At 44.4% G+C, this 26,763-nt stretch carries 27 protein-coding genes; 2 read left to right on the forward strand and 25 right to left on the reverse strand.

Features of this window, described 5'->3' with window-relative positions; all coding sequences use genetic code 11:
* Window positions 1-19: 19 nt before the first annotated feature.
* The 17 genes from NSA57_RS12075 to NSA57_RS12155 form a co-directional block, all read right to left on the reverse strand.
* Window positions 20-928: a conjugal transfer protein gene (locus tag NSA57_RS12075; RefSeq protein WP_196029608.1), complete on the reverse strand. Its 909-nt coding sequence runs from the start codon at window positions 926-928 to the stop codon at window positions 20-22.
* A gap of 16 nt (window positions 929-944) precedes the next feature.
* Window positions 945-1,949, reverse strand: a complete 1,005-nt coding sequence (locus tag NSA57_RS12080) for a bifunctional lytic transglycosylase/C40 family peptidase (protein WP_196029607.1) — start codon at window positions 1,947-1,949, stop codon at window positions 945-947.
* On the reverse strand, window positions 1,946-4,327 hold the full coding sequence (locus NSA57_RS12085; protein WP_354183974.1) for a CD3337/EF1877 family mobilome membrane protein: 2,382 nt from the start codon (window positions 4,325-4,327) through the stop codon (window positions 1,946-1,948). Before NSA57_RS12085 ends, NSA57_RS12080 begins: the two co-directional genes overlap by 4 nt.
* Window positions 4,324-6,777, reverse strand: a complete 2,454-nt coding sequence (tcpF, locus tag NSA57_RS12090; protein ID WP_257464964.1) for a conjugal transfer ATPase TcpF — start codon at window positions 6,775-6,777, stop codon at window positions 4,324-4,326. Before tcpF ends, NSA57_RS12085 begins: the two co-directional genes overlap by 4 nt.
* Window positions 6,761-7,153: a conjugal transfer protein gene (locus NSA57_RS12095; RefSeq protein WP_005427021.1), complete on the reverse strand. Its 393-nt coding sequence runs from the start codon at window positions 7,151-7,153 to the stop codon at window positions 6,761-6,763. The genes tcpF and NSA57_RS12095 overlap by 17 nt, the downstream gene beginning before the upstream one ends.
* A gap of 90 nt (window positions 7,154-7,243) precedes the next feature.
* On the reverse strand, window positions 7,244-7,732 hold the full coding sequence (locus NSA57_RS12100) for an antirestriction protein ArdA (protein ID WP_196029630.1): 489 nt from the start codon (window positions 7,730-7,732) through the stop codon (window positions 7,244-7,246).
* 25 nt (window positions 7,733-7,757) lie between these two features.
* Window positions 7,758-8,252 carry an antirestriction protein ArdA gene (locus tag NSA57_RS12105; protein ID WP_055227446.1) on the reverse strand — a complete coding sequence of 165 codons (495 nt, stop codon included), beginning with the start codon at window positions 8,250-8,252 and terminating at the stop codon, window positions 7,758-7,760.
* 73 nt (window positions 8,253-8,325) lie between these two features.
* Window positions 8,326-8,832: a superinfection exclusion B family protein gene (locus NSA57_RS12110; RefSeq protein ID WP_011861920.1), complete on the reverse strand. Its 507-nt coding sequence runs from the start codon at window positions 8,830-8,832 to the stop codon at window positions 8,326-8,328.
* A 185-nt stretch (window positions 8,833-9,017) separates the two neighbouring features.
* Window positions 9,018-9,239, reverse strand: a complete 222-nt coding sequence (locus NSA57_RS12115) for a hypothetical protein (RefSeq protein WP_002570387.1) — start codon at window positions 9,237-9,239, stop codon at window positions 9,018-9,020.
* Between the two features lie 51 nt (window positions 9,240-9,290).
* Window positions 9,291-10,514, reverse strand: a complete 1,224-nt coding sequence (gene mobT / locus NSA57_RS12120) for a MobT family relaxase (RefSeq protein ID WP_257464976.1) — start codon at window positions 10,512-10,514, stop codon at window positions 9,291-9,293.
* Between the two features lie 151 nt (window positions 10,515-10,665).
* Entirely contained in the window at window positions 10,666-12,063 is a 1,398-nt protein-coding gene (locus NSA57_RS12125) for an FtsK/SpoIIIE domain-containing protein (RefSeq protein WP_257464966.1), read from the reverse strand.
* Window positions 12,064-12,101: 38 nt separating this feature from the next.
* On the reverse strand, window positions 12,102-12,479 hold the full coding sequence (locus tag NSA57_RS12130; RefSeq protein ID WP_021390915.1) for a YdcP family protein: 378 nt from the start codon (window positions 12,477-12,479) through the stop codon (window positions 12,102-12,104).
* 21 nt (window positions 12,480-12,500) lie between these two features.
* Window positions 12,501-12,815 carry a YdcP family protein gene (locus tag NSA57_RS12135; RefSeq protein ID WP_025580204.1) on the reverse strand — a complete coding sequence of 105 codons (315 nt, stop codon included), beginning with the start codon at window positions 12,813-12,815 and terminating at the stop codon, window positions 12,501-12,503.
* Window positions 12,816-12,983: 168 nt separating this feature from the next.
* Window positions 12,984-13,865, reverse strand: coding sequence for a hypothetical protein (locus NSA57_RS12140; RefSeq protein ID WP_257464967.1), 882 nt, complete (start codon window positions 13,863-13,865; stop codon window positions 12,984-12,986).
* Between the two features lie 489 nt (window positions 13,866-14,354).
* On the reverse strand, window positions 14,355-14,822 hold the full coding sequence (locus tag NSA57_RS12145) for a hypothetical protein (protein ID WP_016281900.1): 468 nt from the start codon (window positions 14,820-14,822) through the stop codon (window positions 14,355-14,357).
* A gap of 154 nt (window positions 14,823-14,976) precedes the next feature.
* A complete protein-coding gene (locus NSA57_RS12150; protein WP_257464968.1) occupies window positions 14,977-15,855 on the reverse strand; it encodes a MerR family transcriptional regulator in 879 nt (292 codons plus the stop codon).
* Between the two features lie 128 nt (window positions 15,856-15,983).
* Entirely contained in the window at window positions 15,984-16,532 is a 549-nt protein-coding gene (locus NSA57_RS12155; RefSeq protein WP_016285981.1) for a helix-turn-helix domain-containing protein, read from the reverse strand.
* Between the two features lie 179 nt (window positions 16,533-16,711).
* Between NSA57_RS12155 and NSA57_RS12160 the strand changes: the two genes are divergently transcribed.
* Window positions 16,712-16,906, forward strand: a complete 195-nt coding sequence (locus NSA57_RS12160) for a helix-turn-helix domain-containing protein (protein ID WP_004080072.1) — start codon at window positions 16,712-16,714, stop codon at window positions 16,904-16,906.
* Window positions 16,907-16,921: 15 nt separating this feature from the next.
* Window positions 16,922-17,878: a site-specific integrase gene (locus NSA57_RS12165; protein WP_257464969.1), complete on the forward strand. Its 957-nt coding sequence runs from the start codon at window positions 16,922-16,924 to the stop codon at window positions 17,876-17,878.
* Between the two features lie 33 nt (window positions 17,879-17,911).
* Here the strand turns inward: NSA57_RS12165 and NSA57_RS12170 are convergent, their stop codons facing one another.
* From NSA57_RS12170 to NSA57_RS12205, 8 genes are all read right to left on the reverse strand, one after another.
* Window positions 17,912-19,453 (reverse strand): recombinase family protein, encoded by a 1,542-nt coding sequence (locus NSA57_RS12170; RefSeq protein ID WP_257464970.1) that lies wholly within the window; start codon window positions 19,451-19,453, stop codon window positions 17,912-17,914.
* Entirely contained in the window at window positions 19,438-21,087 is a 1,650-nt protein-coding gene (locus NSA57_RS12175) for a recombinase family protein (RefSeq protein ID WP_257464971.1), read from the reverse strand. The genes NSA57_RS12170 and NSA57_RS12175 overlap by 16 nt, the downstream gene beginning before the upstream one ends.
* Complete coding sequence (locus NSA57_RS12180; protein ID WP_257464972.1) at window positions 21,088-22,716, reverse strand: recombinase family protein; 1,629 nt, start codon at window positions 22,714-22,716, stop codon at window positions 21,088-21,090.
* Between the two features lie 135 nt (window positions 22,717-22,851).
* Window positions 22,852-23,067 (reverse strand): DUF6870 family protein, encoded by a 216-nt coding sequence (locus NSA57_RS12185; protein ID WP_257464973.1) that lies wholly within the window; start codon window positions 23,065-23,067, stop codon window positions 22,852-22,854.
* Window positions 23,068-23,667: 600 nt separating this feature from the next.
* Complete coding sequence (locus NSA57_RS12190; protein ID WP_015542925.1) at window positions 23,668-24,090, reverse strand: hypothetical protein; 423 nt, start codon at window positions 24,088-24,090, stop codon at window positions 23,668-23,670.
* 504 nt (window positions 24,091-24,594) lie between these two features.
* Window positions 24,595-24,987 carry a winged helix-turn-helix domain-containing protein gene (locus NSA57_RS12195; protein WP_232880222.1) on the reverse strand — a complete coding sequence of 131 codons (393 nt, stop codon included), beginning with the start codon at window positions 24,985-24,987 and terminating at the stop codon, window positions 24,595-24,597.
* Window positions 24,988-25,294: 307 nt separating this feature from the next.
* A complete protein-coding gene (locus tag NSA57_RS12200; protein ID WP_227199142.1) occupies window positions 25,295-25,744 on the reverse strand; it encodes a helix-turn-helix domain-containing protein in 450 nt (149 codons plus the stop codon).
* A gap of 154 nt (window positions 25,745-25,898) precedes the next feature.
* Window positions 25,899-26,669 carry a response regulator gene (locus tag NSA57_RS12205; RefSeq protein ID WP_257464974.1) on the reverse strand — a complete coding sequence of 257 codons (771 nt, stop codon included), beginning with the start codon at window positions 26,667-26,669 and terminating at the stop codon, window positions 25,899-25,901.
* Window positions 26,670-26,763 lie beyond the last annotated feature (94 nt).

Below are 26,763 nucleotides of genomic sequence, written 5' to 3' on the forward strand. Positions count from 1 at the left end.
AATGCACGTTTCTCTATAACTATTTCACAATCTTCCAGTTTTCCCCGTTCTTTTCCAGCACAAGGTCAAACTGAGATACCTGTGTTGTCATGGTCTGGTTGTCCAGATATTTTACTGCTAGGGAAGCGTTCACCTGATTTCCGTTTCGGTTGTAGACCGGACTCACCAGTTCGGAGAAAATATACTCTTTTCCCACAGGTTTCAGTACGCCCTCATTCACATAATAGGTCAGCTCCTTTGCGGTTGCCGTAGGGTACAGCTTGAAAAAGGTGGTGAGAAATTCGTTGATTTCCTCCGTAGTGATAGAATCCACCGTACCGTCACTTTGTACCGCTTTTGGCGTATAGCCGGATTTTATGGGAATGCTGGTAATGGTTGGGTTCTGGATAATCGTCAGGTTTCCAGAGCCGTCCACATAGACCGTCACCTGATAGGCGGAACGGACGGTTTTACCGGATTCTCCCTCTGTAATACGCTGTTCCACTGTATAGGTTACTTGATAATGCTGCTCTTTTTCTTCTATGATTTCCCATATCTGAAAATCGGTCAGGGCAGACGATACGGGGATGTCCTTTCGGACAGTATCTACATTCAGGGCTTGCAGCTCTCCGGTGAGATAGCCTTTTAAAGCATTTGTCCGGTTGTCAATGGAAGCGGCGGACTGTCCCCATGAATAGTAGACTTCTGCGAAATTCTCCACAAAGTTTTCTATCTTGTGGGTGTCGAGGATTTGTTCCTCAATCACTTTCGTTTCATGGACAGTGTGAATGTCTATCGCCGTGAAATTCTTATAGACGGCAAACAGGAAGCTCACTGCCAGCAGCACCCACAGGGCAATCACGGTTTTCTTGTGGGTATTGACTTTGTAGACTTTCAGCTTCTTTTCTTTCTGCTTTTTCTGGTTTTCCTCTTTTCTAATCTGAATCATATCGGTTCATCCTTTCTTATTGTTTGATTCGTCCGGCTCCGGCAAGGTGCTGTTGCCAGTAGGAGCCTGTCAGGTCTGCGTAACCAATGGGATTTCCGGCATGGTACATCCGGTTATTTCCCACATACAACCCCACATGGGTGATGTAGGTTCCGGCGTTGTAGGTGGAGTGGAAAAAGACCAAATCCCCCGCTTTTGCTTCGGACAGGGGGATGTGCTGCGTTATATTGTACTGTTCCTGTGCTGTCCGTGGCAGGGCGATTCCTGCCTTGCCATAGCACCACTGCACCAGTCCCGAACAGTCAAAGGAAGTGGAGGGGGAATCGCCCCCGTACACATACGTCCAGCCCTCATACTTTAAGGCTTCCTCCATGATAGCCTGCACCGTTTCATCATCAAACTGTGCCACGGTCAGGTATTGTGATACCAAGAGGACATAGAACATATTTCCATAGGAATACCGCCAGCCGCCGTTTTTCGCTACGGCAACAGGGTTGGTGTAGGTGACTTTCTTTCCGCCGGATTTGTCCCTTGCGAAGCTCTCTGCCAGTTCAAAGGTGTACTTTTTCCCGTGTCCTGCCACATAGTCTAGGAAACCGCCGCCGTAGTTGTAGGATTGAATCACACTGTTTAAATCACAGCCCTTTGTTTCTGCCGCTGCGAGCAGTTCCGAGAAATATTTGCAGCCCTGCTTGATGGATTCCTCTGTACTAAGGGAGTTTGGGGGAAGCCCCAGAGATTCCGAGGACTGCATAACGTCTTCCAGCGTGCCGCCGGATTCCACCTGAATGATGGCGAGCAGCACATTTAAGTATTCCTCTATGCCATATTCCCTTGCATACTTTTCCAGCATAGGTTTATGGGCGAGGACTTCCTGTGATACGCTCACGCCCCCATAAATAAGGTTTCCGCCGCTTCCTCCGTCTTCCTCATCCGAGAAGACAATCACCACCAAAAGGAGCAGGGAGAACATCATCACAAACACACCGGAACAGGCAAAGAAAAGGTGTCTTAACTTCATGGTTTCTCCCCTTTCTTTTGTTTGGCAGCCGCTTGTACTGTTTTTGTCCACTCCTTTCTGGCGGTGGTACGCCGGATGGTAAAGTTGGATTCTTTTACCATAGGGGCAGCCCGTTTTCGTTCCGGTATCGCAGGAGCCGTATCATTCTGGACAGGTTTTGCCGGACGGGGAGCAGCCGGTGTGATAGTTGGAGCTGTCTTTTGTCTTTCATCTGGTTTGTCTGGGGAAGCCGGAGGGACTATCTGGCGTTCTGTCCTTACAGGCGGTGTCTGTTCATGGTGGATGGAAGCCACTTTTACTACCGGAACCGAAGCACGTTCTGCCACAGCCCCCTCATAAGAAATCTGTCCCCGTTCCCTGATGGATGGGGAAGCTGGCTGTATAGCTGGTTTTCCTGCATGGGCGGTATCTGCATGATGTCGGAAATCTTCTGGCTGCTTTGTAGTAACAGGGCGTTCATGGACAGGAGCCGCCCCTTTGGGGGATTCGGAAGCTGCCTTTTGCGGCTGTTTTGCCTGTTCCAGTTCCGCCCTGCGTTCTGCAATGGTCTGTCTGCGGCGTTCTGCCTGTGCATTTCGCTGTTCGGCTCTGGCAGTTCGGGTCTGGGTCACGCTGGAAGTAAAATCCCGTACTCCCTCTGATACCTGTGTTTTCCCGTGGGAAAGGGCGTACTTTGCATTGACAGGCAAATCCTTTGCCTGCTCCCGAAGCTGTCCGGCAGTATCGGCTATCTTATCTTTGGTATCGGCCGCCGCATCTACCGCAGAACCAGCCCGTTTCCATACGGATTCCTGTTCCGGTGCTGCCTGTCCGTCTGGTCTGCTGTGGTCTGCCTGCGTCCGTTTGAAAGAGCCGGAGCTGGAAGCAGTTCTCTGGTCTGAGCCAGCCTGTTTTCCTGCATGATAGGCAGTCGTTCCAGCCCCAAGAGCCGCCACAGAACGTCCCAACTTATGCTGTAAACGGTGCATATGGGCGTGCATGAGCATACGGGGTCTTCGTATGATACGGCTTCCCATGCTTTGGGAATCCCCACTCTGTAAGGAGAACATCCCCATCAAATCCCCCAGCTTGAAATAAATTCCGGCAAAGGTCACTATCTGCAAGAACGCAGTCAGGAAGAACGGATATTCCCCAGACAGGTTGTAGAGCATGGTGGAAATGCTGAACGCTACCGTGATAATCAGGGTGATTCCGGCTCTGGTAAGGATGGTATTGAACAGTTTTGTAATGGCACGTTTGGACATCCCCTCAAAAGAGGGAACCATGCTGAGGAGAAAGCTCACAGGCAGGAACATGGCATAAATGATAAAAAGAACCTGTGAGAAAATCATTATCCCTGTGAGCAGGAATACAAAAACGGAGATACCGATATTGAACATGAACAGGAAGAAGACGGTTCCCAAGCGGTTGATGGTCTTTGTGATGGTAAGGTTGGTATTTTCTCTGTCTTCGATTTCCTCCACCACGATTTCTTCTCTGTCCTGTCCGTTGTTTTCGTCTGGACTGGTTGAAAGCAGGCGTTCCACACGGTCTGCTCCAATGCTTTCCATATCTGAATTGCCATATTGCAGCAGGAGCCACGGCTGCTTGACCTGAATGGAAAACAGGCTGTCCCGTATCAAATCCACGCTGTCTTTTCCTTGACTTTCTGAGTTTGGCAGCACAATCTTTGTACCAAGGGTCAGGCTGGCATTGCTGATGTCTGCGGAAAATTCATTGATTTTCCCGATATAATCAGGGGCATAGGCGATAAAGGCAGCGGACAACACGAACACCACCACGAAATTCACAACGGCATGGATGGCTTTTGTGGTTTCCCGTTTGATAAGCCCTGTGTAGGCAACGTAAATCCCCACCACCAGAATGAGAATCAACAGGAACCCGATATAAAATCCCTCCGAGGACAAGCCGCCTGTGGTAACGCCTGCAAGGGTCTGCATATTTTCCCCAATGGAATCCGCCGTAGAGGAAATGAAGTCCAGCGAGTAGGCTTCCTGAATCAGATACCCTGTAGCGTTGGAAAGGTACAGGCTGATTGTCCAGATAAAATTTGTGATGGCATACAACCCGTACATCACCTGTTTTCCGATGCCGTCCAGCCAGTTCCACGGGAGCCAGTCCCATCCGCTGTCCACATAAAAATCAAGCTGGTAGTTGTCCAGCGGATATTTGCTGTATTCGTTGGCAGCGTCCACCGTATCATCCACCAGTCCGGCAGCGTGGGCGGCTGTGCCAAAGACTGCCAGCAGCAGGAGGATGAGCAGGAGTGCCAGAAGCATTTTTCCTGCTATACTCCCGATTTTTTTAAAAGAGTTTTGTCCCTTTGTCCGGCAAGGGACAAGAGCTGTCCCCTGCTGGATAGGCTTTCTTATCTTCATTCCTCCACCTCTTTTCTTACGGGCGGTCTGGTATCAAAGGCATGGAACAGGTCTTCAAAGATAGGATGGAACTGTATCACGCCCACACGCCCGTACAAATCACTGATGAGGCACTGCCCGTTTTCCAAGTCACGGAGCCGCTTCTGGTTATTTTCATCTTCGGAATCCACCCCGAAAAAGGCGAGGGTCTTCTTGATTTCGTTGATGTCTGTGGAACGGAATGCAAATTTCAAGCCCAGATTGTTTTTCAGCTTTTCATCCAGCAAATCGTCCGTGTTCTGGGTGACAAAGTAAACGCCTGCGTTCATGGCACGTCCGGCACGAACCAGCTTCATGGAGAGGGTCTTGCCCTGTGCCACCTGTAAGAAGCTCCATGCTTCATCCAAATCCACAATCTTAAACACGCTGCGGTCGGTATGGATGAAGTCGAGGGCAAAGGTACTGATTACAATGAGCATTGCTACGGAAAGCAATTCCATTGTGGTGTATTCTTCAAACGAGGTTTCCTTATCCGGCAGCACCAAATCCGCCACCTGAATGATGTTGAGCTGCTTTTCAAGGCTGATGGACTGTGTGACATCCCCATCCGAAAAGAGCAGGTGTGCAAAGTCATAGTCCGTAAAGGATTCGATATGGTCGGCTATGCTGGTGCTGATGGTGGTTCCCTCCGCCCGTAGTTCTTCAATCACCTTGAAAAGCCCCCGTTCCTCACTGTTTGTTACCGCACGAATAGCTTTCCGAAGAACAGGGAACTTTTCCCCGTCACGGCTGGAAATGCCGGTTAAAAAGGTCAGGATGTCGATTGCCAGTGATTCGGAATCCTTTGGGTTCTCCATAATCACATAGGGGTCGAGCAAGCCCCTGTTCTGTTCCTCTGAGGTCAGGTTTACGATATTGATTTCATGGGCGATTTCTGGCAGGGTTTCTTTCCAGCGTCCCCGTTCCGCTTTCGGGTCAACAATGAGTGCCTGTGCCCCAAATAATACGGAATAATAGACTATCATGTTGTTGCTGAATGATTTTCCACCGCCGAGGGAGCCGACAAAAGCGGCAGCAAGGGCGTTGGTGACGGAGCCTTTTACCCCTTGACTGGCAAGGGCAGGCTTTAAGTACACGTTTCTTCCTGTATCAAGGCTGTACCCGATATAAATACCCTCCGTTTCCCCCAACATCTGGGTTGCCCCGAAGCCAAGACCAGCAAGGAAGTCGCTGGTGACATACTGGATGTAATCGTTCAGATACCGTTTGCTGGCAGGGAGAAATTCCCCATGCAGCCCCAGCATATCCCCAAAGGGGCGAACCAGTTTCACGTTCAAATCGTCATAAAAATCTTTCACCTCATTGCAGCGGCGTTTCAGTTCTTCCAAGTCGGGAGCCGTCACACGAACCACATAGGACAGCTTATACATGGATTCCTTGCTCTGGTCTAAGGTGGATTCCAGCTCATTCACGCTGTCTAAAGCATCCACCACGTTTGTACTGGTTTCGCTGTCATTCTGCCATGCGTGGCTGTCCAAATCTTTCAGCTCTTTTTTCTTGTTCCGCACCGTGGAGAGGGCTTTCCGGTTTGTCACAATCTCCACATTCATAGAGGTATCAATGGGAAAGGTGAATTGCTGCTGCTGATAGTAAAAGATTTCCGAGGATGGGAAGTCCAGTTCCCCCACAATGCTGTTGATGGTAAAGTAGGCGGCATACACTGTCCCGTCTTCCTGTTCGATTTTCAGATACCGCTGGTTTTCCTCTATCAGACAACGGGTGGGTTTAATGAGGTCATAGTATTTCACCAGCGTTTCCTCCTGAAACCGTTTTTTCGGAAGATAATACTCATAATCTTCGTAGGCGGTTCCGGTCTGCCCGTATAAATGTTCAATCAGATAGCCGAAATCGTCCTTATCAAGCCGCCGTACTTTGAAACGGCGTGAGATTTTATTTTCCAGTAGTTTTTCCATCTTCTGAAACCGCCAGATTTCTTCATTGCTCATGGAAACAAAATCCCCCATGAGCTTGTGGTTGACTTCATGGAGGAAGTCGGAAACAGCAGTCTTTGCTTCCCTGCGGAACTGTTTCATGGTGACTTCCTGCTCATTGACAAGCAGCTTAAAGCCGATAAAAAAGCGGTAGTCCACCTGATTTTCCCCTATCATGGAAATCAGGGCTTCGGTCTGTGCGTCAATCTTTGCACAGGCAACGTCTTTTAACTTGCCTGTCACTTCCTGTTTGGAGCGTTCCTGTGCCGCCCGTATGCTGGATTCCGTGCTGATTTGCAGGGCGTGAATCTTCCCGTCCCTGTTCTGGGCGATAAGCTGCCGGAACGAATCGTGTACCTGATACTTCTGTTCAGGGCTTAAAAAGGAATAGTTGTAGGGAAGCAGCTCATAGTAAGCAAAGCACTCCCCGTCATGGTTGAACACAAGGTTATTTTCGATATACTTAATCGGATATGCCATAAATATCACTCCTTACTGCCGTGATGGGCTGTGCCGGATATTCCTTTTCCAGCTTCACGGGCTTTCCTGCATACGTTAGTTTCGGGCGTACCAGATATGCCAGTACGGATTTCAGGAAGCCGTAAGGCTTCTTCCCGTCAAAAGTCTTCTGGCACATGAACCAAGTGAGGGCAAAGGGTACGCCGAAATATTTTAAAAATGCCCCGTCAATGAACGAAAGAGGAGGGAGGTTCCCCAAGAGCATAACTGCAAATACCGATACCACGAACCACGCCATCTGTGTGAACGTGATGGGGAATGGCAGCTTAAAATCATTGATGGAATAGAGTACCTTTTCCACCGACCAGATACTGGTATAGCTTCGTATTTTCTTCATGTTGTCCGTCCTTTCTAAAAGATGGGGCAGCAAAAGCCGCCCCTGAAATAAAAAAGCCGCCTGTACTTTCAAAAAGAGATACAGACGGGTCTATCGTATGATTTCATATACGCCGTGGTTCGTGACAATAAAGGTTCCCTCCAATTCCATGTCACGCCCATAGGCAGCATAGTCGATATAGTTTTGTAAGTGTGCCGGAAGTTCCCCAAGCTGTCCGCTTTCTTCCAGATAGTAGCGAGCCACATCCGCCATATCATCACAGCCGGAATGGCAGATAATATCGTCTTCATGCTCACAGAGTTCTTCGATACTGCCAAAGTAGGATTGCAGCTCTGATAGTTCCTCCTGAATGTACTCCGGTAAGTCCTCCACCATTTCACACAGGCGGTTGACTTCCTCAATGGGGGTATATTCGTCAATCTCAAAGGGCAGCTCATAATCATGGATGGCGTATTCCTCATATTCATCATTCAAACCGATACGCTCTTTGACTTCCTCAAAGTCCACAGGCGGCGTGAACCATGCTCCCACCAGTTCGCCCTCATTGTATTTGCCTAAGTTGGCAATGTAAATCCGCATTTCTTCCAAGTTCCTCCACCTCCTTTTAGCGGTAATAAAAGATACCATTGTCTGTAAACAGGTAGTTTTCGCTGGTTTCCAGTTCCCGACCAATGGCAGCGTAGTCGATATGGTTCAACAGGTCTGGATGTACTTCTCCAAATAGCTGTACCTCCTGCACCAGATAACGGGCGAGGGATTCCCCGTCCTGCACCGGATAGCAGCGTATCTGGTCTTTGTGGTCGATAAATTCCGTAAAGCTGGGAAACCACCGCTTTTGTACCACATCCATTTCATAATAGAGGGGCGTTCCCTGCATTTCCTGTACCATCCGGCAAAGGGCGTTGATTTCCCAGAGCCTTGTGTTGCCTTCCAATGGAAAGGGCAGCTCATAGTCTTCAATTTCGATTTCTTCCTCACTCTGAACCCCAAGACGTTCCCTGATTTCTTCAAAATCCACAGGGCAGGAAAACCATGCTCCAGGATATTCCTCAAAATCTTCATGGTAAAACCGTGTGGTGTTCAGGATGTAGATTCTCATTTTCTCAATCAGTATCACGTCCTTTCTTAGAACAAAAAATGGCAACTAACTTTGTTTGTCAGTTGCCATTTTTCTAATAAAATATTCGCTTTAATTCTTCATCACTATTGATTTTTTTAATTACCCAAGGTTGTAAAAAATAATTGATTTGTGGGTCTAACATACTTACTAAATGAGTTTGTCCGGCAGGGGTTAATATTTGTAAATGTTGAAGTTCTATTACTAATCCATTGTTCATGGGTAATGGCAGGGTGTGAGTTGGTTCACGTAAAAACTCCCGAATGATTGTCACCTGCTCTGGTGTCATATTTTTCAAATATTTAATCTGAGCAGTTCCTAATCTCTTAGAAGCATACTTGTCATAAAAGAAATGAAAAATTTTAGATAGTAATAAAACGATTAGTAAAGCTGTGGAAATCACAAAAACAATGCCTATTGTAAAACCATATTTTTCTCGAAAATTTATAATATAAAACTTTTGGGCTAACTTTTGAGGCAATAATAATAATGTACCACTGGCAATAGATAAAGCTCCTAAAATGTTCGGCGGTAATTTCAAAAAATCAATAAAATCTTTCATACATTTCCTCCACTTTCAATTACTATTAAAGAAATTATACCACCATTCTTAGTTTATCTCAATTATCATACACTATCATATTACATCTTCTTTCTTTTGGGGAGTTACGCTCCCCAAGCCCCTAGTGGACTTCCGCCATGAAGCAATCAGAGCTTGCTCCATAACGGAAGTGTAAAATGGATTCCCTATGCTCCGATAATCTTATTGAACAGTTCCAGTAAGATGTCCTTTACACCGTCCGCATTGAAGACCAGACCGACCGCTACAAGGGACACCACCAGAAAACCGATAAGTTTGGAAAATTCCCTCTTAAATCCGAGGTACAGTCCAATCACCACGATTGCCAGCAGCACAAGGGACTGGGCGTTGGATAAAAACCAGTTGTAAAGATTCTGTCCGAAATTCATAAAAGCTCCTTTCTTTCCTGTAAGAGTTCTTAGGTTCTAAAATTGCCGCCGTTAAAGCACCACCTCCTTTGCAGCGGCGGCTTGCTGCTTCAGGATTTTTTCATGCTTCTCCGTCAGCCTTGCATGGGTGATGATGTCATGGACAATCTGGGTGTGGTTCATCTTATCCAGACGGAGAGCCAGCTTTAACGTGGGGGCTACCTGATGGGAGAGCCAGTGCAGGGTGCGTTCAAAGGAATAGGGTTCCGGTTTGGTTGTCAGTTTCAGGCTTCCCTTGTGTTCCCCGATAAACCACTCCCATTCCTCACTGATACGCCAGTCAGAACGGGGCTTCGTATCGTCCCTGTCCACGAACCGGACATAGCGGTTGATGATTTGAAAGGCTGTCCGTTCTGGATTGTCATGTTCTAACAGGTCACGGATGGCGTAAAAGGCACGCTCATTTTTCAGCCGGATTTCAAAGCGGTTCTTTACCTCTGCGTCCGCAATAGGAATATCGTGCTTTTTGTACTGCTCATAGTCTTTTTCATAAATGCAGAAGTACACCTCACTTTGGAGGGAGCCGATATACAGGGTGTTCCCCATACATTCTTTTTCCTCACGCCGTACCAGTTCGCCGCTGCGGTAGCTTTTGAAGCTGCGGAAGACCGAGATACATTCCTCATTCCGGCACTTCTCTGTCAGATGGGGAATGTTCAGGATTCCCGTTTTGTCATTGATGGCAAGGTCAAGCCGCTTCATCACGCCGTCCTCCATGAGAACATCCATAAAAAACTCATACCAGCTCCGTTCCTGTGCCAGCAGATAGCTTTCAAACTGGCGGCAGCCACGCCCTTTCAGTTCCAGCAGCACCCCTTTTTCCAGTTCCGGCGATACCAGAACGAAAATATCACCTAGATAGTAATGCTCTGTGTAAGAATAGAAGCCGTAGTCTTCATGGATAAAGTAAGGCAGCTTTAGCCGCAGCACGTCTTCCACGATATGCTTCACATCCGTAGTGGGAAAGCGAATCCGCACATAATCAAAGAGCATTTCAAGGGGATTGTCTGGATTGAAGCGTTCCAGAGCTTTCGTGATGGTTTCCTGTAATGCTTCGGATGGGTGAGCCTTGCCCGTTTCAATATCGCTCAGGTACGGACGGGTGATTCCGGCAGCTAACGCAAGTTTCTGTTGTGAGATACCGTAAACTTCCCGTTTTTCTTTGATGTCCAGTACCCATGTTTCTTCATTCAGTGAAAATCCCTCCTGTCTAAAAAAGCGTATGTCAACTTTCAGAGCCTTGTTGACACACGCCGGATATGGGAAAATCCCTTGTGTACCGTGGGATTCTGCCCTGTTGTTTGGTTGTTGCCTGTCGATTTGTACCCCTCTGTTAGATACGAGGGGTTCATGCTGGCGTGCCTTGCGGCACACCAGCCACAGCAGGTCAGTCCGTTTCTGCGGCTTTTGCTTCGCACGCCGCCTGCACTCCCTGCCTGCTGTCTATGAGCTTTTTTATTTCCTTGAGGAAATCGTGTCCTTTTGGCACAAGGGGCGTATAAAATTCCGAGATAACGCTGGTTCCCACATCCACATAGCCACGCCCTTTTATCTGCTTTAGGAAGAACTCCTTTGTGGTTTCCCCGAACATCATCCCATAGCCCATTTCCGACATCCGCCCCAGAGCTACACGGAAATTGAACTGGTCACGGATTCCATCCCCCAGATACTTTGCGTCTGGACGCTGGCAGGCGAGAATCAGGAAGAAGCCAGCCTGCCGCCCAAGCATAACGATTTGTTTTAACTTGTTGAGGACAGCGGCGTTTTCCTTTGTGCCGAGCATTTCCATAAATGCCACATATTCATCAAAGATAAGGAAATTTGCCGGAAGTCCCAAGTAAGCGTAGTTTTCTCCTGTCCGGTAATTCTCCATGAGCTTCATGTCTTCGCTGCGTTTCATCATTTCTTCATAGAAACGGTCAATACAGGCGAGCATATCTTCCTTTTTGTAGTACACATCCGGCATAACCGCCTGTAAATCCGCAAGGTCGGCGTTCTTCGGGTCTAACACGAACAGGACGGCGTTGGTGCGGAGCAGGGCTTCAATGAGGGTCAGGATGAAATAAGTCTTTCCGCCGCCGGTTCCTCCGGCAATGAGCATATGGGGGAGCTTATCATACTCCCACCAGACATTTTCCATAAGCCGGAGCCTGCCGTCCTTTGCCTGTACGTCCTCAATAGAGATACGGTTCGCAATAGTATCATAAAGCAGGGTGTACTCCACATAGGAATCTTTTAATTCCTTATCCGTCAGCTCACAGTACAAGCCGCTTTCCAGCTTTTTCTCCAAGTTTAAGAGCTGTTCCTGATATTTCCCCAAGGTGATTTCCACACGGATATGGAGCAAGCCCTGTTTCATCTGGTAGTAGATTTTGGGAAAGTAAGTGATGGTTTCTTTGGAACGGCTGGAAGATAAGCCCTTGAAAAAAGCGTCCTCCTTTCGCTGTTCCGATTCATACCACTTGTTTTCCAATACCATCCTTGCCAGCTTTTGACGGTGAATGAGCTGCTTTACTTCATCCCTGCGGTATCGCCAGAACAGAAGAACTGCTGCAAGACACACCAGCCCTGCCACGCCCATACTGAATAACAGGTAAGGGATGTTTACATCCTGTGTTATCTGGGAGAGGGACACTTCCTGCCAGTTGGTTCCGGCAATCTGCCCTGTATGAAACAGCAGGACAACCAGCAGGAAGACAGGGAACAGGGCGGCAAGGGCAGTATGGAATACAAGGTCTTTATCCGTGGGACGGATACGTTTTCCACGAGGGAAAAGCTGCTTCATGGGAACAATCCTCCTTTCGCTTTCTTCTTATATTCCTGTTATTTTACAGGGGGAGCGTCTTTCTTCGGCGGCTGTGGATTCATGGCAGCTCCTTTTTTCAGGACAATATCCTCTGCCTTGATGTACCAGTCCACCTCTGCTCCCTGAAAGGTAGCCGTTGCCACGGTATCTGCCACTGGATTGATAAGTTCCACCTCTGCGTTGTAATCGAACTCCTTTAACGGCACGCTGGCAGGGATGGAAACCTGAATCATACGCCCCTGTCCTCTGGATTTTAAGTCATAGGTACGCTCCTTGATTTCTTCTGATACCGAGCCGTCTTCATTCTGGAGGTGAACCTCACGGCGGAGGGCAGAAAATTTCAATGCCCCGAATGTTGCTTCCTTGTCAATCACGATTCCGTTTGCTAATCTCATAGTCTGATGTCCTCCTTTTCCTTACGCTTTTACCATATCGTCAGCGTGCAAAATGTAGTTGGTAAAGCCCCTTGTGCCGATTTTATAGCCCTCTGCGGTGATACGGGGATTGACGAGCTTCACACGTTCCTCAAAGTCAAAATGTTTCTCTCCGGCTTCGGCAGGGAGGATAACCACAATATCATCCGCCCTCTGTACGTCTGAATAAAGATTGAAGCTGCGGGAGAGTACCGTCATGCGTCCATTGATTCTTCTCTGTTCTGTCTTGTCTTCTCCGGCAAACTCCAAGTTGCCGAATGTCTTTTCCATGTTGGGGATAACGAATTTTAATTCCATATAGATGTACCTGTCCTTTCTGAATGTTGTGTTTGATGGTTGTTTTGGGATTCTGGTTTGGAAGCGGAGGGGAACGCTCCGGCAGTGGTGATTTCTTCGTGGTATCACATCCTTTCTGGTTTTGGGGTAAAAAAATAGACGCTCAGTTTTGAACGTCTATCAAAAAGGTTATAAAATAGTTGCTTCGTCAATATTCTTTAAAATTTCTTCTTGCAATAAAGATAATATTTCAAAAATTCTGACATATAGAGATTGATAATCTTTTGTTTCAATTTCATGATTTAATATGTCGCAGATATTTGCAAGGTGTTCATACTCAAAATTAATAACTTCTAAACCAATTTCTTGTTCAGGTGATAAGCCGAAACTATCTTTAGAATTTCCATATTCATTTATTTCACACCATATATCAAAAATATCTTTCTCAGACGAATAAGACATATCGCTTGTAAAGGAACTGCTATAAGGTGGGTCACCCATGAAAAAAACAATATGTGCAATTTGACCGTACCAGATTATCTGGCGATGTGTTAATAAAACTGTTTTTATTTCTTCAAATAAAGATTTTTTAGTAGTAATAGCATAGTCAATACAGTTGTTGATTTTATACATTGGAAAGCTTTCAATCATGGAAGAATATTGCTTGCAAAAAATATCAATTATGGCGGAAATATCACTATTTATCTGATTTTCATAATTATTTATGGTATCTTCTAGTAGTTTTAAAATATTTCGAGTTCTTTCGTAAAAGTAAATTCTATTATTAGCTTGTAAATATTTTAAAAGTTCTGTAGTTTCTGATTCACAGCTTTTTTCTCCGGTAAAGGAAACAAGAGTATTCTCATTTTTACTCAGTTCAGATACTTTGTTTTGAAGATTTTCTATTGCTATGGAGCAAGGTATCCAATATTCATCCCGTGCTCTTATTTGAGCATTTACTTTTGCTTCGTTTTTTTTGCTGGATACAGTGACATAGTAAGTTATATAGGCACCCAAGATTGTAGAAAGCATGGGCAAAATTTTGTCAATAAGTGCATAAAGATTTTCCATTAGTTTTTCTCCTTTGCATAATAGACTGTAAGATATAGTATAGGATATAACTATTATAAAATAAAGAAGAATTTGCCTAATAAATACAATCTTTGAAAGATATACAGAGTTAAGGTTTATATCAATGTTAATCGGTCTTTTAATACTCGAGAAAAATAGACGCTCATTTCTGAACGTCTATAAAGGAAAGATATTGAGGTTTGCTGGTCTATCTTATAAAATCTGAATGTACTTCGATTGCATTTTTATTGCATTTTTTATTTTTTTGCATATAGATTTTAGTGGTTGATAGTTCCTGAAAATGCCTTAAAATCAATGATTTTCACTTATATGGCATACTGTCTATCTGGAGTTCGAGTAACGGATAAAATCCCGGAAATGCTGATAAAATGGGCATTTCCGGGAGTGTTTTATGCCGTTTGGCTCTAAAATGGCTCTAATTATTTGAGGAATACTGGATTTTGGGCGGGTATCATGATACCTGCTTTTTTAATACAGAGGAATTTCGCCCTCATAGTTGTCGGCTCTTTCCAACAGGGGACCGGTTGCACCCATTGTAAAAGCTATATCACTGCTTCGGATAGACAATAGTTCCATTCCAATCTTCAGATTAAGAAAATCTAATATCTGCTGATTAAGCTGAATTACACCATTCTCTGAAATATTTACCCAACAGTATGACCGCCCTTTGTATTTGACAAATTCGCCCTCTGCGGTCTGATAATTCAGTAAAGCCGGATTATCAGTAAGAATGTGTCCTAACTTTGATGGTTCTAACAATCCTTTTCTTGTCACACAAAAGCCGCCAGTGACCTTGCTTCCAGTAAAAAGATAGACTTTTCTCTCTGCTGTGGCGTTGTACTCTGTAAGAGCCTGTGTTGGGAGATGGATTGTCAAGTCATCTCGTATCAGCGATTTTCCGAAAATAAATTTACCGCCTTTATTCATCTGTGGCATATATCATCAACTCCTTTTCTTAAAAGTGGAAGTCCACTATACCACAAGAAAATTCAAATGTCACTAAGGCTCTCTAAAGTGTGGCAAGTTATTTTTCGGCATAGCGAGAATGATTAGTTGTCGGGATATATTTTTTAGAGAGAGCCTGTTGCCTCTAATTGTTTTCGGAAGCGTTATTCTCCGAGTAGTAATGGAACGCTTTTACGATATAATCAGAAGCCCCCTCTTTATATTTGTTATCAGTCATGTTTTTGATATAATTGCTTGAATATGTGTCGATAAGAACATTGATATAGGGCTTATCGAGGGATACGCTGGTGCTATTTTCCTGTATAAGCCGCAATAGTTCGTGTACAATGGATTGTATTTTAGGGGAGGAAACATCTTCTGACAAATTAGTGGTTAGTCTGCCATACAGAATATCAGATTGTTTTCCAATTTCTTTCACTTCTTCCGTTAGTTGTGTTTCCATGAGTTCAGAGAAATGCTCTAAATTATGTTTCATGGCTTCGGTGTATTTTTCAATACTGCCGAATTGGTGAATGGCAAGTTTAGCTACCTCTGCTTCATCATCTTTAATTTTTTGAATAAACATATCAAAATTTTCAATACTTCCCCAGTGCTTGATAACATCATCAGTGCTGTTATTTTTAAAATCCTCTAATGCGGTAATGTAATCAGACAGGTCAAATTCTTTAAAACTCATACATTGCTCTCCTTTCTCTAAGCGGCTAAGAAGCTGTATAAGTTTGTCTGTCCGATTGCGCTTCAGCAAAAGCAATTCTTTTTGTCTTTTGAAAGCATTGATCTTGTCAAAGTCGGGTTTTTGCAGAATTTCTTTAATCTCTTTCAGCTTAAATCCCAATTCCTTAAAAAACAGGATTTGTTGTAGCTTTTGCAAGGCTTCATCATCATATAGGCGATAGCCGGATTCGGTCAATTCGCTTGGCTTTAACAATCCAATCTCGTCATAGTATTGTAGTGTTCGTGTGCTTATGCCTGTTAATTCTGCAACTTGGCTTATGGTTCGCATTCTTATCAGCTCCTTAAATTTGTGAAGAAGCAAGACAGAGATTGCCGGCTTATATCTATTCTGCTCCTATGAGAAAAGAATACAGTATCACGTTACGTGGAAGTCAATACTTTTTGCTCAAAAATTTTTCATTCATTTTCGGGATAAATTTTTACAGATATACCCCTAACACCCTTTTTGACAATCTTACTGTCATCAAGAATACTCTGCTTAACAGCGTCTAAATCCTTTGAGAGTGCTTCAATCGCCCGTTGGTGTTCTTCTTCTGACGAGAAGCGTTCCGTATCATTCAAAAGGTTCTCCTGCAATTCCCTTGCTTTCATGTATACGCCCAACTTATGATTGAGCAGGGAGTTCTGAAAGGATATTTTGATTGTAGCGGGATTGAAGCTTCCGTCCTCATATCTCTCTGCTTCAAAGTTCATATCTAATTGTTCGTCCATTTTCAAAATCAAAGACAATACATCTGACACCGTTTCTATATCAAAATCCATGAAAACATTGATACTGATACCCAAAGCATTTGCAATTTTCATCAGTTGGTCGGGCTTTGGATTGCGAATGCCATACTCATATTTTTTTATTGTGGCGGAATTGATGCCGGAAAGCTGACCGAGCGTTTCCTGTGATATGCCGCGCAAATTCCGAAAGTGTTTAATCTTTTCCCCGGTAGTCATGCCAATACCTCCATTTTTTGTGATTTTCGTTAGTGCTTAGTTCAATTCTATCACATTAGGACACATTTGTGTATAAAAAATTAAAATAAATACTTGACGTTCACAAAAGTGTACCGTATAATAGAAACACAAAGGTCACATATGTGTACCTAAAATAAAAAAAGAAAGGACAGGACTATATGGAGAATGGAAAGAAAATGTATGTAACGGCAGAGGAAGCGGCTGAAATGCTTGGCGTATCAACGGGTTATGCCTACAAGATTATCCGGGGGCTGAATGAGGAACTGAAAGCAAAGGGCTATCGGACAATCTGCGGCAAAGTCCCGACAAAATACTTTGAAGAAAAATTCTACGGTCTGACCGTAGCCATGTAGGAAAGGAGAGATTTTATGTCAGCGACAAGGGACGGAAAGATGTGGCGTTGCCAGTTCTATTATAAGGACTGGCAGGGCGTAAGCCACAAGAAGAACAAGCGGGGATTTAAGACAAAAGCGGAAGCGGAACAGTGGGAGCGTGACTTCCTGCAACAGCAGCAGAGGAATTTAGACATCAATTTTGAAAACTTCGTACAAATCTATTATGAGGATATGGAACACCGTCTGCGTGAAAATACCATGCGTACAAAGAAATTCATTATTGACCTGAAAATCATTCCGTATTTCAAGAAAAAGAACATGAATGAGATTAAGGCTTCCGACATTCGGGCGTGGCAAAATGCACTGATGAAAAAAGGATATTCGGAAACGTATCTGAAAACGGTCAATAATCAGTTGTCGGCAATCTTCAATTATGCGGTTCGGTATTATGACTTGAAAGACAATCCTTGCCGAAAAGCCGGGAGTATCGGAAAGAGCCACGCCGGGGAAAAGGAGTTTTGGACGAAGCAGGAATTTAAGCAGTTTCTTGTGACTGTGGAGAACAAGCCGGAAACAAAAATGGCGTTTCTTCTCCTTTACTGGACGGGCATGAGGATTGGGGAATTACTTGCTATAACCTATAATGATATTGATTTAGAGAAACGTACTATTTCCGTAAACAAGTCCTATCAACGGATAGAGGGCAGGGATATTATTACACCGCCCAAAACGCCAAAGAGCAAGCGCATCATAACGATACCGCCATTTCTGACAGAGGAATTAAAGGAGTATACTTCGCACTTATACGGAATTATGGCAGACGAAAGAATGTTCCGTTTTACAAAATCCTATATGGAGCATGAGATTATCAGAGGTATCAAGGCTTCGGGAGTGAAAAGAATACGTTTGCATGATATTCGTCACCCGTATGTCAAGCCCACGACAAAAAAATTTATAACTTTTTTTGAAGTTTTTCGGGCAGCTTCATAGCTGCCCATAGCTGTTTCAAATGGGTGTTCACGGTTATACCTCCTTTTCGGATTCCTTAGTTTCTAAGAAATCCTGTGTTGCATATTCAATCTCAATCCGATCTCCTGGAAAGACGTAAACTTTGTTGATAAGCCGGTCAATCAGAGCTTTTGTCAGCATGTTGGCGTTTCCGACTTCCTGCACAATTTCCTGTTGTTTCAGCTTAATCTCATAATCACTTTTTATCTGCTTTGTCTGTGCAGTGATGACAGCATGAACATTTTTGGCTTGTACCAGTTCCGTATCATAAACCGCTTTTCGTGTCCGATAGGTTTCCAAATCAATCTCTCCGAGTGCATACTGCTCATAAAGATGCCGCTTGCTGTCTTGAATAGAACGGAGTTTTTCTTCATGTTCGGCCTGCTGGACTGTCTGCAAATCCAATTTATCCTTATTGCTATCAATTCCCAATGCCGGACACATTTGAGCCCGAATTATTTCAAATACAACCTGCTCCAGATCTGCCATCTTTATGCGCACACCATGACAAGGAAGCGTTTCAGCCACCTCGGAATGACGGCAATAAAACCACGCACCATTTCGTAGAGACATTGCATGATCGCAGCATCCACAGAATACCTTACCACGGAGCAGATAATCACGCGGCTTTTTATTTGACAGAGAGAAACGCTTAATTGAAGCATTGGCTTTCTCAAATAGATCCACACTTACAATAGCCGGATGATGGTTCGGTATTTTGAACCACTCACTTTCATCCTTTAACTGTGTATGTCGGCTGCCAATCTCTTTTACCTTTCTCTTGCCAATTACATAGGTACCGATATATCTTTGATCTTCTAAAATACGCAGGACCGTTGATGTACTCCAAACGCCGTTTGTTCGGGAAACATTGTAATAGTCCTTGCCTTTAAGTTTGCGATATTCCCCAGGGGTGGGGATATTCATAGCATACAATCTTCTTGTGATCTCGGCTGCGGTGTTGCCTTCAGACGCCCATTGAAATATCATCTGCACATTCGGGGCAACATCCTCGTCCGGTTCCATACGTCCGTCTGCACTCTTGCGATAGCCGTAAGGACAGATGACACTCTGATATTCTCCACGACGCATCTTTGCGTATTTTGCACTTTTGGTTTTCATGGACATATCCCGGCTATAACACTCGCTAATAAGATACTTGAAAGCAATATCAATCCCTCCGGTATCACCTTTGAAATTAGCCGTGTCAAAATCATCACTGACGGAAATAAAACGGGTGTGGTAAAGAGGAAATACCCGCTCAATAAAATAGCCGGTTTCAATGCTGTTACGTCCAAATCGGGAAAGGTCTTTTACAATAATACAGTTGATCTTTCCAGCCTGAACCATTGTTAAAAGTTCCTGCACCGCCGGACGCTCAAAGTTTGTCCCTGTATGACCATTGTCAATAAATTCCAAAATCTCACTGTTATCCCATTCCGGCAGAGACATAGCTTTTTCACGAAGAATCAGTTTTTGATTTGGTATACTCAAACTTTCGGTTTTGAAATCTTCCACAGAAAGACGGATATAAAGGGCAATCACATAGTTGCGCACGGTTCCACCGCCTTTCCCTGAAATTCATTTTTGAAACGGAAGGTTACATGAATATTCCGCTCGTGGTCGATCTCAATTCGTTCAATGAGCCGTTCAATCAGTTCTGCAGTCAGTACATGATCCTGTGCCAGTGTTTTTGCATCCTTTTCCATTGCACGATATCGGGCAAGCTGGTTGTCCAGGGAGTCCATAGATTTTTCAAATACTTCAATCTCACCAGACAAAGCATTGATAGCATATTCATAATCTGCCTTCAATTCAAAGTATTCATCATTTGTCAAAATACCCTGCACGAAATTTTCATATAGACCACGGATCAGTCGGCGTGTTTTTTCAATTTCCTGCCGTTTGGCCGACATCTGAATTTTCAGCTTATCTTTTTCCTGTTTTTGTCCTGCCTCCAACTGAAAGAGTGGCAGCGACATTCCCAGCGCAACTGTCAGCTCTTTTTCAAGAATATCCGTAACAGTAGAAATCAGTTCCTTTTCCTGCATCGTTGCGCCTTTGCAGCTATCTTTTTCTACCCGGCTGTTTGTAAGGCAGTGGAACCAATAAGTATCGGGGCCTTTCCGGCGCTCGGCACGTTGCCGGTGAAGGCTTCTGCCACAATCAGCACAGAACACTTTGCCTTTGAAAATGTTTGGCGTGTAGGGGCGTTTTGGAGTTGCTTTGCTTTCTTCACAGATCTGTTTTCTGTATTCCTGAACTGCATTAAACAATTCATAGCTAATGATCGGTTCATGGGTGCATTTGGCAATAATCAGATTATCTTCTCCAGCCTTGACCTGCTGATGATCTACAATCTTTGTTTTTCCTTGCACCAGATCGCCTGTATAGACTTCGCTTTCTAAAATTTTCATCACTGTACGGGTCTGCCATTTACCGCTTCCAATCAGGCCCGGACTGGTAATCTCGCCAGTGGCCTTTTTATAATGGCTCGGTGCCGGAATCCCCATCTCATTTAGATTGCGGACAATCCGGTTCAGAGACACATGCTCATGTGCCCATTCAAAAATCTGTTTTACCACAGGGGCAGTATTTTCATCAATCAGAAGTTTATGGCAATTATCAGGGTCTTTCCTGTAACCGTAAGGTGCCCGTGCACCAATATAGTCGCCATCTTTCATAGCCTGCCGCGCTTGTGCTTTGATTTTTCGTCCAATGTCCAGAGCATAGGCTTCATTGATCATATTTTTCAAAGGCAGCATGATACCGCCATGAAGATTTCCGGAATCCTCTGTATCAAACTGATCCGTAACAGCAATGAAGCGAACATTATGAGCATGGAAATACTGTTCGATATAATAACCTGTGTCAATAGAATTTCGCCCTAATCGGGAAAGATCCTTAACAATCACACAGTTAATGTGGCCTGCTTCAATATCAGATAGCATTTGCTGAAATCCAGGGCGGTGAAAATTTGTCCCTGTCGCTCCGTTGTCGATATAGGTATCATACACAACGAAGTCCGGTTTATCTGAAAGAAAGTCATTCAGTACCAGCTTTTGATTTTCTACTGAGCAGCCCCGCTTTTTGTTATCCTCCACAGAAAGACGGATATACAGAGCCACATGTACATATAAAGATGGTGCCGGCATAGGCGCTGCCGTCTGTTTTCTGCTTTTTCTTGCCATTTAGCCCACCATCCTTTCTTCATTTTTTGTAGCAATCTGTTCCGTCAAAGAGATTGCTTTCTGATATTCATCCTGGTAATTAAATTCAATATGCAGTTCATCTTTACCCATTACCCGTATGCTTCGGATAAGCTGCATGACTGCCCGGCGGTCAATATCCTCCATAGTAGAAAATTTCATAAAATGGTTGATCCAACGGTTTCGTTCGCTTCGGTTTTCCAATACATCTGTAAGTTTATCGTTCCATTCAGCGATTGCCTTTTGGAACAGTTCAATATCTGCATTGTATTTTCGCTTATAAGAGAGAAATTCTTCCTTTGTCAGAATTCCACTCACCAGATTTTCATAGAGTTTTGCCTTAAAGCCCTCGGTCTGTGCCACACGCTTTTCATTTACTCTGATCTGTGCGGCATATTCCTGCGCCAATTCCCGGTTGATCCGTTCCTGACTGATACTGGACAGCAGGGCATCCAGAGAAGCAACATTTTCAATATGTCCTTTCAAACTGTCCTGCACACATTCAATCAGATCCGACTCTTTCAGCATGACCGACGATGTGCAGCCATTCTTTTTGCCGGTCGGGCAGTAATAATAGTGATACTCTTTATCTTTATAGCGGTTCGTCTTGCGGGTCATACGGCAGCCACAGCAGCCGCAGATCAAAATACCGGAAAACAGGTAAACCTTATCCGATTTGGGAGAAGTCCTTGTGTCAATCCTGCGGAGCCGTTGCACCAGATCAAAATCGTGCTTTTGTATGATCGCTTCATGGGTTCCCTCCACACGAATCCATTCCGAAGAAGGTTTGTCCTCACGCTCTTTTAATTTGAAATGGGGCGTTGTCTGTTTGCCCTGGACCAGTGTTCCGGTGTAAGTTTCATCCTGCAAAATGCGGATGATTGTAGTTGCAGACCATTTGCAATCCTTTCGGTCTGTATATCCACCTTTTGCATGAGGCATTCCGTGATTGCGCTTATACGCCAAAGGCGAAAGAATTCCTAATCGGTTCAGTTCATCCGCTATATGGGAAGCGCTGAATCCCTCCAGCCGTTTTCTGAAAATATCCCTCACAACATTAGCAGCATATTCGTCTACTTCCAGGCTCTTGTGTTTATCGCCGACTTTCACATAACCATAGATGGTAAAAGCACCTACAAAATCCCCGCTGCGCCGTTTTACTTCCAGGGCGCTCCGTGTCTTAACGGAAATATCCCGACAGTAAGCCTCATTCATAATGTTTTTGACAGAAACTGTGAGATCATCGGCAGCGTCATTTTCCGTATCTACATTATCGTTAATTGCGATAAAACGCACTCCATAGGCTGGAAATACTCTGCGCATATAACGGCCTGTTTCTATGTACTCACGACCTAAGCGGGAGAGGTCTTTGACAATCACGCAGTTAGCTTCGCCTTGTTCGATCATCCGCATCATTTCCTGAAATGCCGGGCGATCAAACAAAACACCACTATAACCATCGTCAATTTTTTCTGCCACAACCTCAATTTCCGGGTGTCGGGCTATGTAGTCATCGATCAGGCGCCGCTGGTTAGCAACGCTGTCACTTTCTACTGTTTTATCATCCGTATAAGAAAGACGGATATACTTAATCGCTTTGTAAACCTGCATAAAAAAACACTCCTTTCGTTGCACAGAAAAATCCCCGCAATTCAAGAAGTGTGGTTATTCCATATTCAATTCCTTTTCCGATTCTTATTCTACCATGCTTTTACGGAAAAGTCAGCCCCTTTCTTAAAATTGCAGCTATCGCAAAATACCCTTGATACATTCTTCCAGGGTAGCACCTTCAGCAGAAAAACTGGCTTGTACAGTAAAACGTCCACACTTAAAATGGTATGGATTTTTGATTTGCTGAACAAATTCTGCAATCCGTTCATCACGGGAAAGTTCTTTGTTGACAGAGACATCCCGAATGTCTATCAGCGTACCCACTTCACTGACAATGGTGTTCAATTCCATAGTATCAACTCCCTTCTGAAAACTGTGTTATCAAAACCACATGAATAGGTCGGATCTATGGTTATTGCACACATAAATCCGGCCCATTATATCTGATTTCAATTTTACTGCCGTATTTGCCACGCACCCCGGCAAGTCCTTCTGTTATAAGGACGGGGCTGTTACAGGCTGCGGGTAGCGTCACCGCATCATAGTCCCACATACGCCGCCGCTTTGCCAGAGCAAGCAAACGCCGCAGGAACTCTCCCCAAGTCTTTAGGAAGCTGTGAAGAAGTACCATTATGATCTGTGTCGTTATCGCGTCCGGCCTGCCACAGCCGGTTTCGTAGGTTGCGTTTATCGCTCGGACAGCCTGGATTCATCACCTCCTTAGGCCGCCTGTCACCGCGCCGCCCCATCTGCCGCTCGGAACACAGAATGAAGTACCTGTAACAGCGTATATTCGGTTGTCAAGGAACAAGCAAGGGGCATGGCAGACAAATTGATATTGCAGTTGGGGTGGGAGGATGTATATGCTTCCTTACCACACCCGTCCAGCTTGTCCCGCCGAATATGTCCCTCTACTATTCAGTACATTTTTAGGGGCAAAGTTGCCGTCTGTTATAAAATTTCTTTGAAATATTTTTCCAGACTACGCAATCCTGCTTCGATAGAACGGGTGATCCGGCTTTTGTGTGTTCCTTCCGCTTTGGCAATATCTGCTTTGCTCATGCCAAGAAAAAAGTGTGCATAGATCCGTTGGCGCTGCTTTACTGGAAGTTTGGAAAGACCTTTATAAATCAATTCCGTCATTTGACGCTGTTCCCAAATTTCTGCCGGGTTAAGAGGCTTTTGCAATATCTCACGCTCAATACCTTCGTCTCGATCCAGAGAATAAAATGCTTTATAGCGGTATGTACGAATCCGATAGGCTTCTTCCAACAACATATATTCCCGAAGCAACAAAGCAACTTCATCCGGCACCTCAACGATCATGTCTTGTGTATAATACGGGTAATAATCCCGAAGATTGATTTTCTTCATAGTAATTTCCTCCAATTTCGATGTTTGAGTTGATGGCAAAAATCGAAATCAGAGGGTGGGCTGCGGCAACGATAAGGTCTAAGTCTATTTCTGATTAAAAAAAGGGTACAAAAAAGCGCGCCCGTACAAAGAACAGGCGCGCCAAAGCAACAGTATGAAATTTCTCCGGGAGGTTGACAGCGAAAATGCTCAAACTTTGTCGAAACCAAAAACGCCGCAATCCATACGAGCTGGACTACGACGTATAGGTGACTGAATGTAAAGCAGTTTATCTGCGAATCTGTGTTGCATAGACGCATAGGCATTTCCTCCCATCAAGGAGGAACCTGAATCGGCTGCTTGATACCTCCTTGGGAGAAAATTATATCGGTTATGTTTCCTGTATCAGTCCGCAGACATTCGCTTTTTACTCTTTATATTCGCAATTTTCTACATATTCTGCTCTTAGAATATATGCTGCAAAAAGCAAGCCCACAAGGGGAAACGACACCTTGTGGGCTCATATTATAGTTGTTCAAATTTATAGCCGATCCCGGCGACACTCTCGATATAGTTTGGAAGATCCGGTTCAAAGCGCAATTTCTTACGCAGCTTACTTATATGATTATGAATCGCTTTTCTCGAATAGAAATCACAATCCTCTTTCCAAACCAAATCGGTAATCAGTTCGTAAGTAAAAACACGTTTGGGATTGGCAATGAGTAATGCCAGTATATCAAACTCCTTACTTGTCAGGTTGATCATCCGTTCCCTAACCCTGACAGTACGGTGTTCCAGGCATAGATAAAGCTCGCCTTCCTGTATTTCTGTCAGAGGATTTTTCTCTGCTGCGGAAGAAGTGTGACAGGAATTGAATACTGTTCCATGACAGACTCCATGTTCCAAAATATATTGCATTAGAGCATTCTTTTGTTCCTCGTTAAGAAGCAGAAATAACTTTTCGCCAATCTGTTTGCCGGATTCTTCTATATCAAAAACAGCTAATGTCCCATCACATCACCTCCACAAAAGCATTTTACAAAAAATATATCATTTATCTCATTTCCGGTCGAAAAATAACCCGTTTGAACAAAAACATTTTTGCACCAAAATAGGTCAGGAAGATTGCAAAAAATAACACGATTGTAACCAGACCATAAAGAGGTACCAGTCCCTCCTGTAAGATTACCTCTCCGAAAAGGAACTTCGCATCCACTATCTGATACTAATATTTTTTATAAATGTATTCAGTAAAAATACGATAAAAACAATATACAATCCAAACTACCCAAGTTATTTCCCACCTGTGTGATATTACAGAAATCAGCAAATAAAGAATAGCCACGGTAATAGCGATAATCCAATTTGTTATTTTTTTCTTCTTGCTTATTTCATTAGCTGATACTTTCACAACATCTGATAATAAACTCTCATACTCGTGATCAACATTATTTTCTGCCTTTTCACCCTTGAATAATTCTGCTATGGTAATCCCCAAGGATGTAGCTAATGGCTCAATAAGAGATACATCTGGAAATCCGATGCCTCGTTCCCATTTTGAAATAGCTGCACTTGATACACCTAATTCATTTGCCAAATCCTGCTGAGTACGATTTTGTTCTTTCCTGATAGTAGCAATTAAACTGCCTGTTTTTTGAGCGTTCAATATTTTCACCTTCTTTCTGCTTTTACAATATCACAAAAAACACTATATTCAAGAAACGCTCCGTTGAAATGCTAAACGCTACATTGAATTTATGCAAAGATAATCTTTCTCTACACAATCTCACACACACCAGTATGGTATTCACCTCCATAAAATTTTTCAATTACTCCACAAAGAATAAAACCCGTCGGATCAGCTCCGGGATATTGACCGGGGCGATGATATAGTCGTTCACGCCCTCATGCCGGTATTCATATTCCGTGGCAAGGTCGTTGTTCTCGGTAAGGATAAAGAACGGCAGAAGCCGGACAGGGGAATTCTTCATTTGGAACATCCCCGCCACTCGCCGCAGCGTATGAAACAGCTCCATTGCTGTGCCGTCCGGCAGTTCCAGATCGCACAAGATCAGTTCAATTTCCTTATCCTCAAAAATCCGGCGCTTGGCCTCCCCAATCGAGGAAACCAGAATCAGGTCAAAGCCCTTTTGCAGCATAGCAGCCCGCAGCACTTCGGCGCTGGTATCTTCTGCATAGACAAAGAGCAGCTTGTGAAAAGTCGGAGCCTTTTCGCCGGATAACTGCCGGTAAGCGTATTCCACCAGCTTATCTTGCAGCAGCAGCCCTTTCATTTTGTCCATGCACAGCGTTGCGCCCCGGCGCATAGCCTCTTGTTCGTAGTCGTCCTTGTCATGGCAGGACGCCAGAATAAAAGGCAGCTCCTTGTCTGCGGCCCGTACCTCGTCCAGAAAGTCCATGCCGGAACCATCCGGCAGGTCGAGATCACAGCAGACCACCAGCGGCATTTCCTCATGGATGGCGGCCCGCGCTTCTTTCAGCGTACAAGCCGTTTTCACCGGGTAGCCCCGGTGCTGTAAGTATTTTTGCAGACACCATGTATAGGTGTCGCTGTCGTCGATCAGCAGTATCTTTTTCATGTGTCCTCACCCCCAATGTAAGTAGGTAATCATTCGTATATTGACATTTTATAAAAGCCATCTGATACTGCTCCTGGCTGTCTGCCAGATTCTC

It is taken from the genome of Blautia caecimuris, from assembly GCF_024622975.1.
GTDB classification, from domain to species: Bacteria; Bacillota; Clostridia; order Lachnospirales; family Lachnospiraceae; genus Blautia_A; species Blautia_A caecimuris.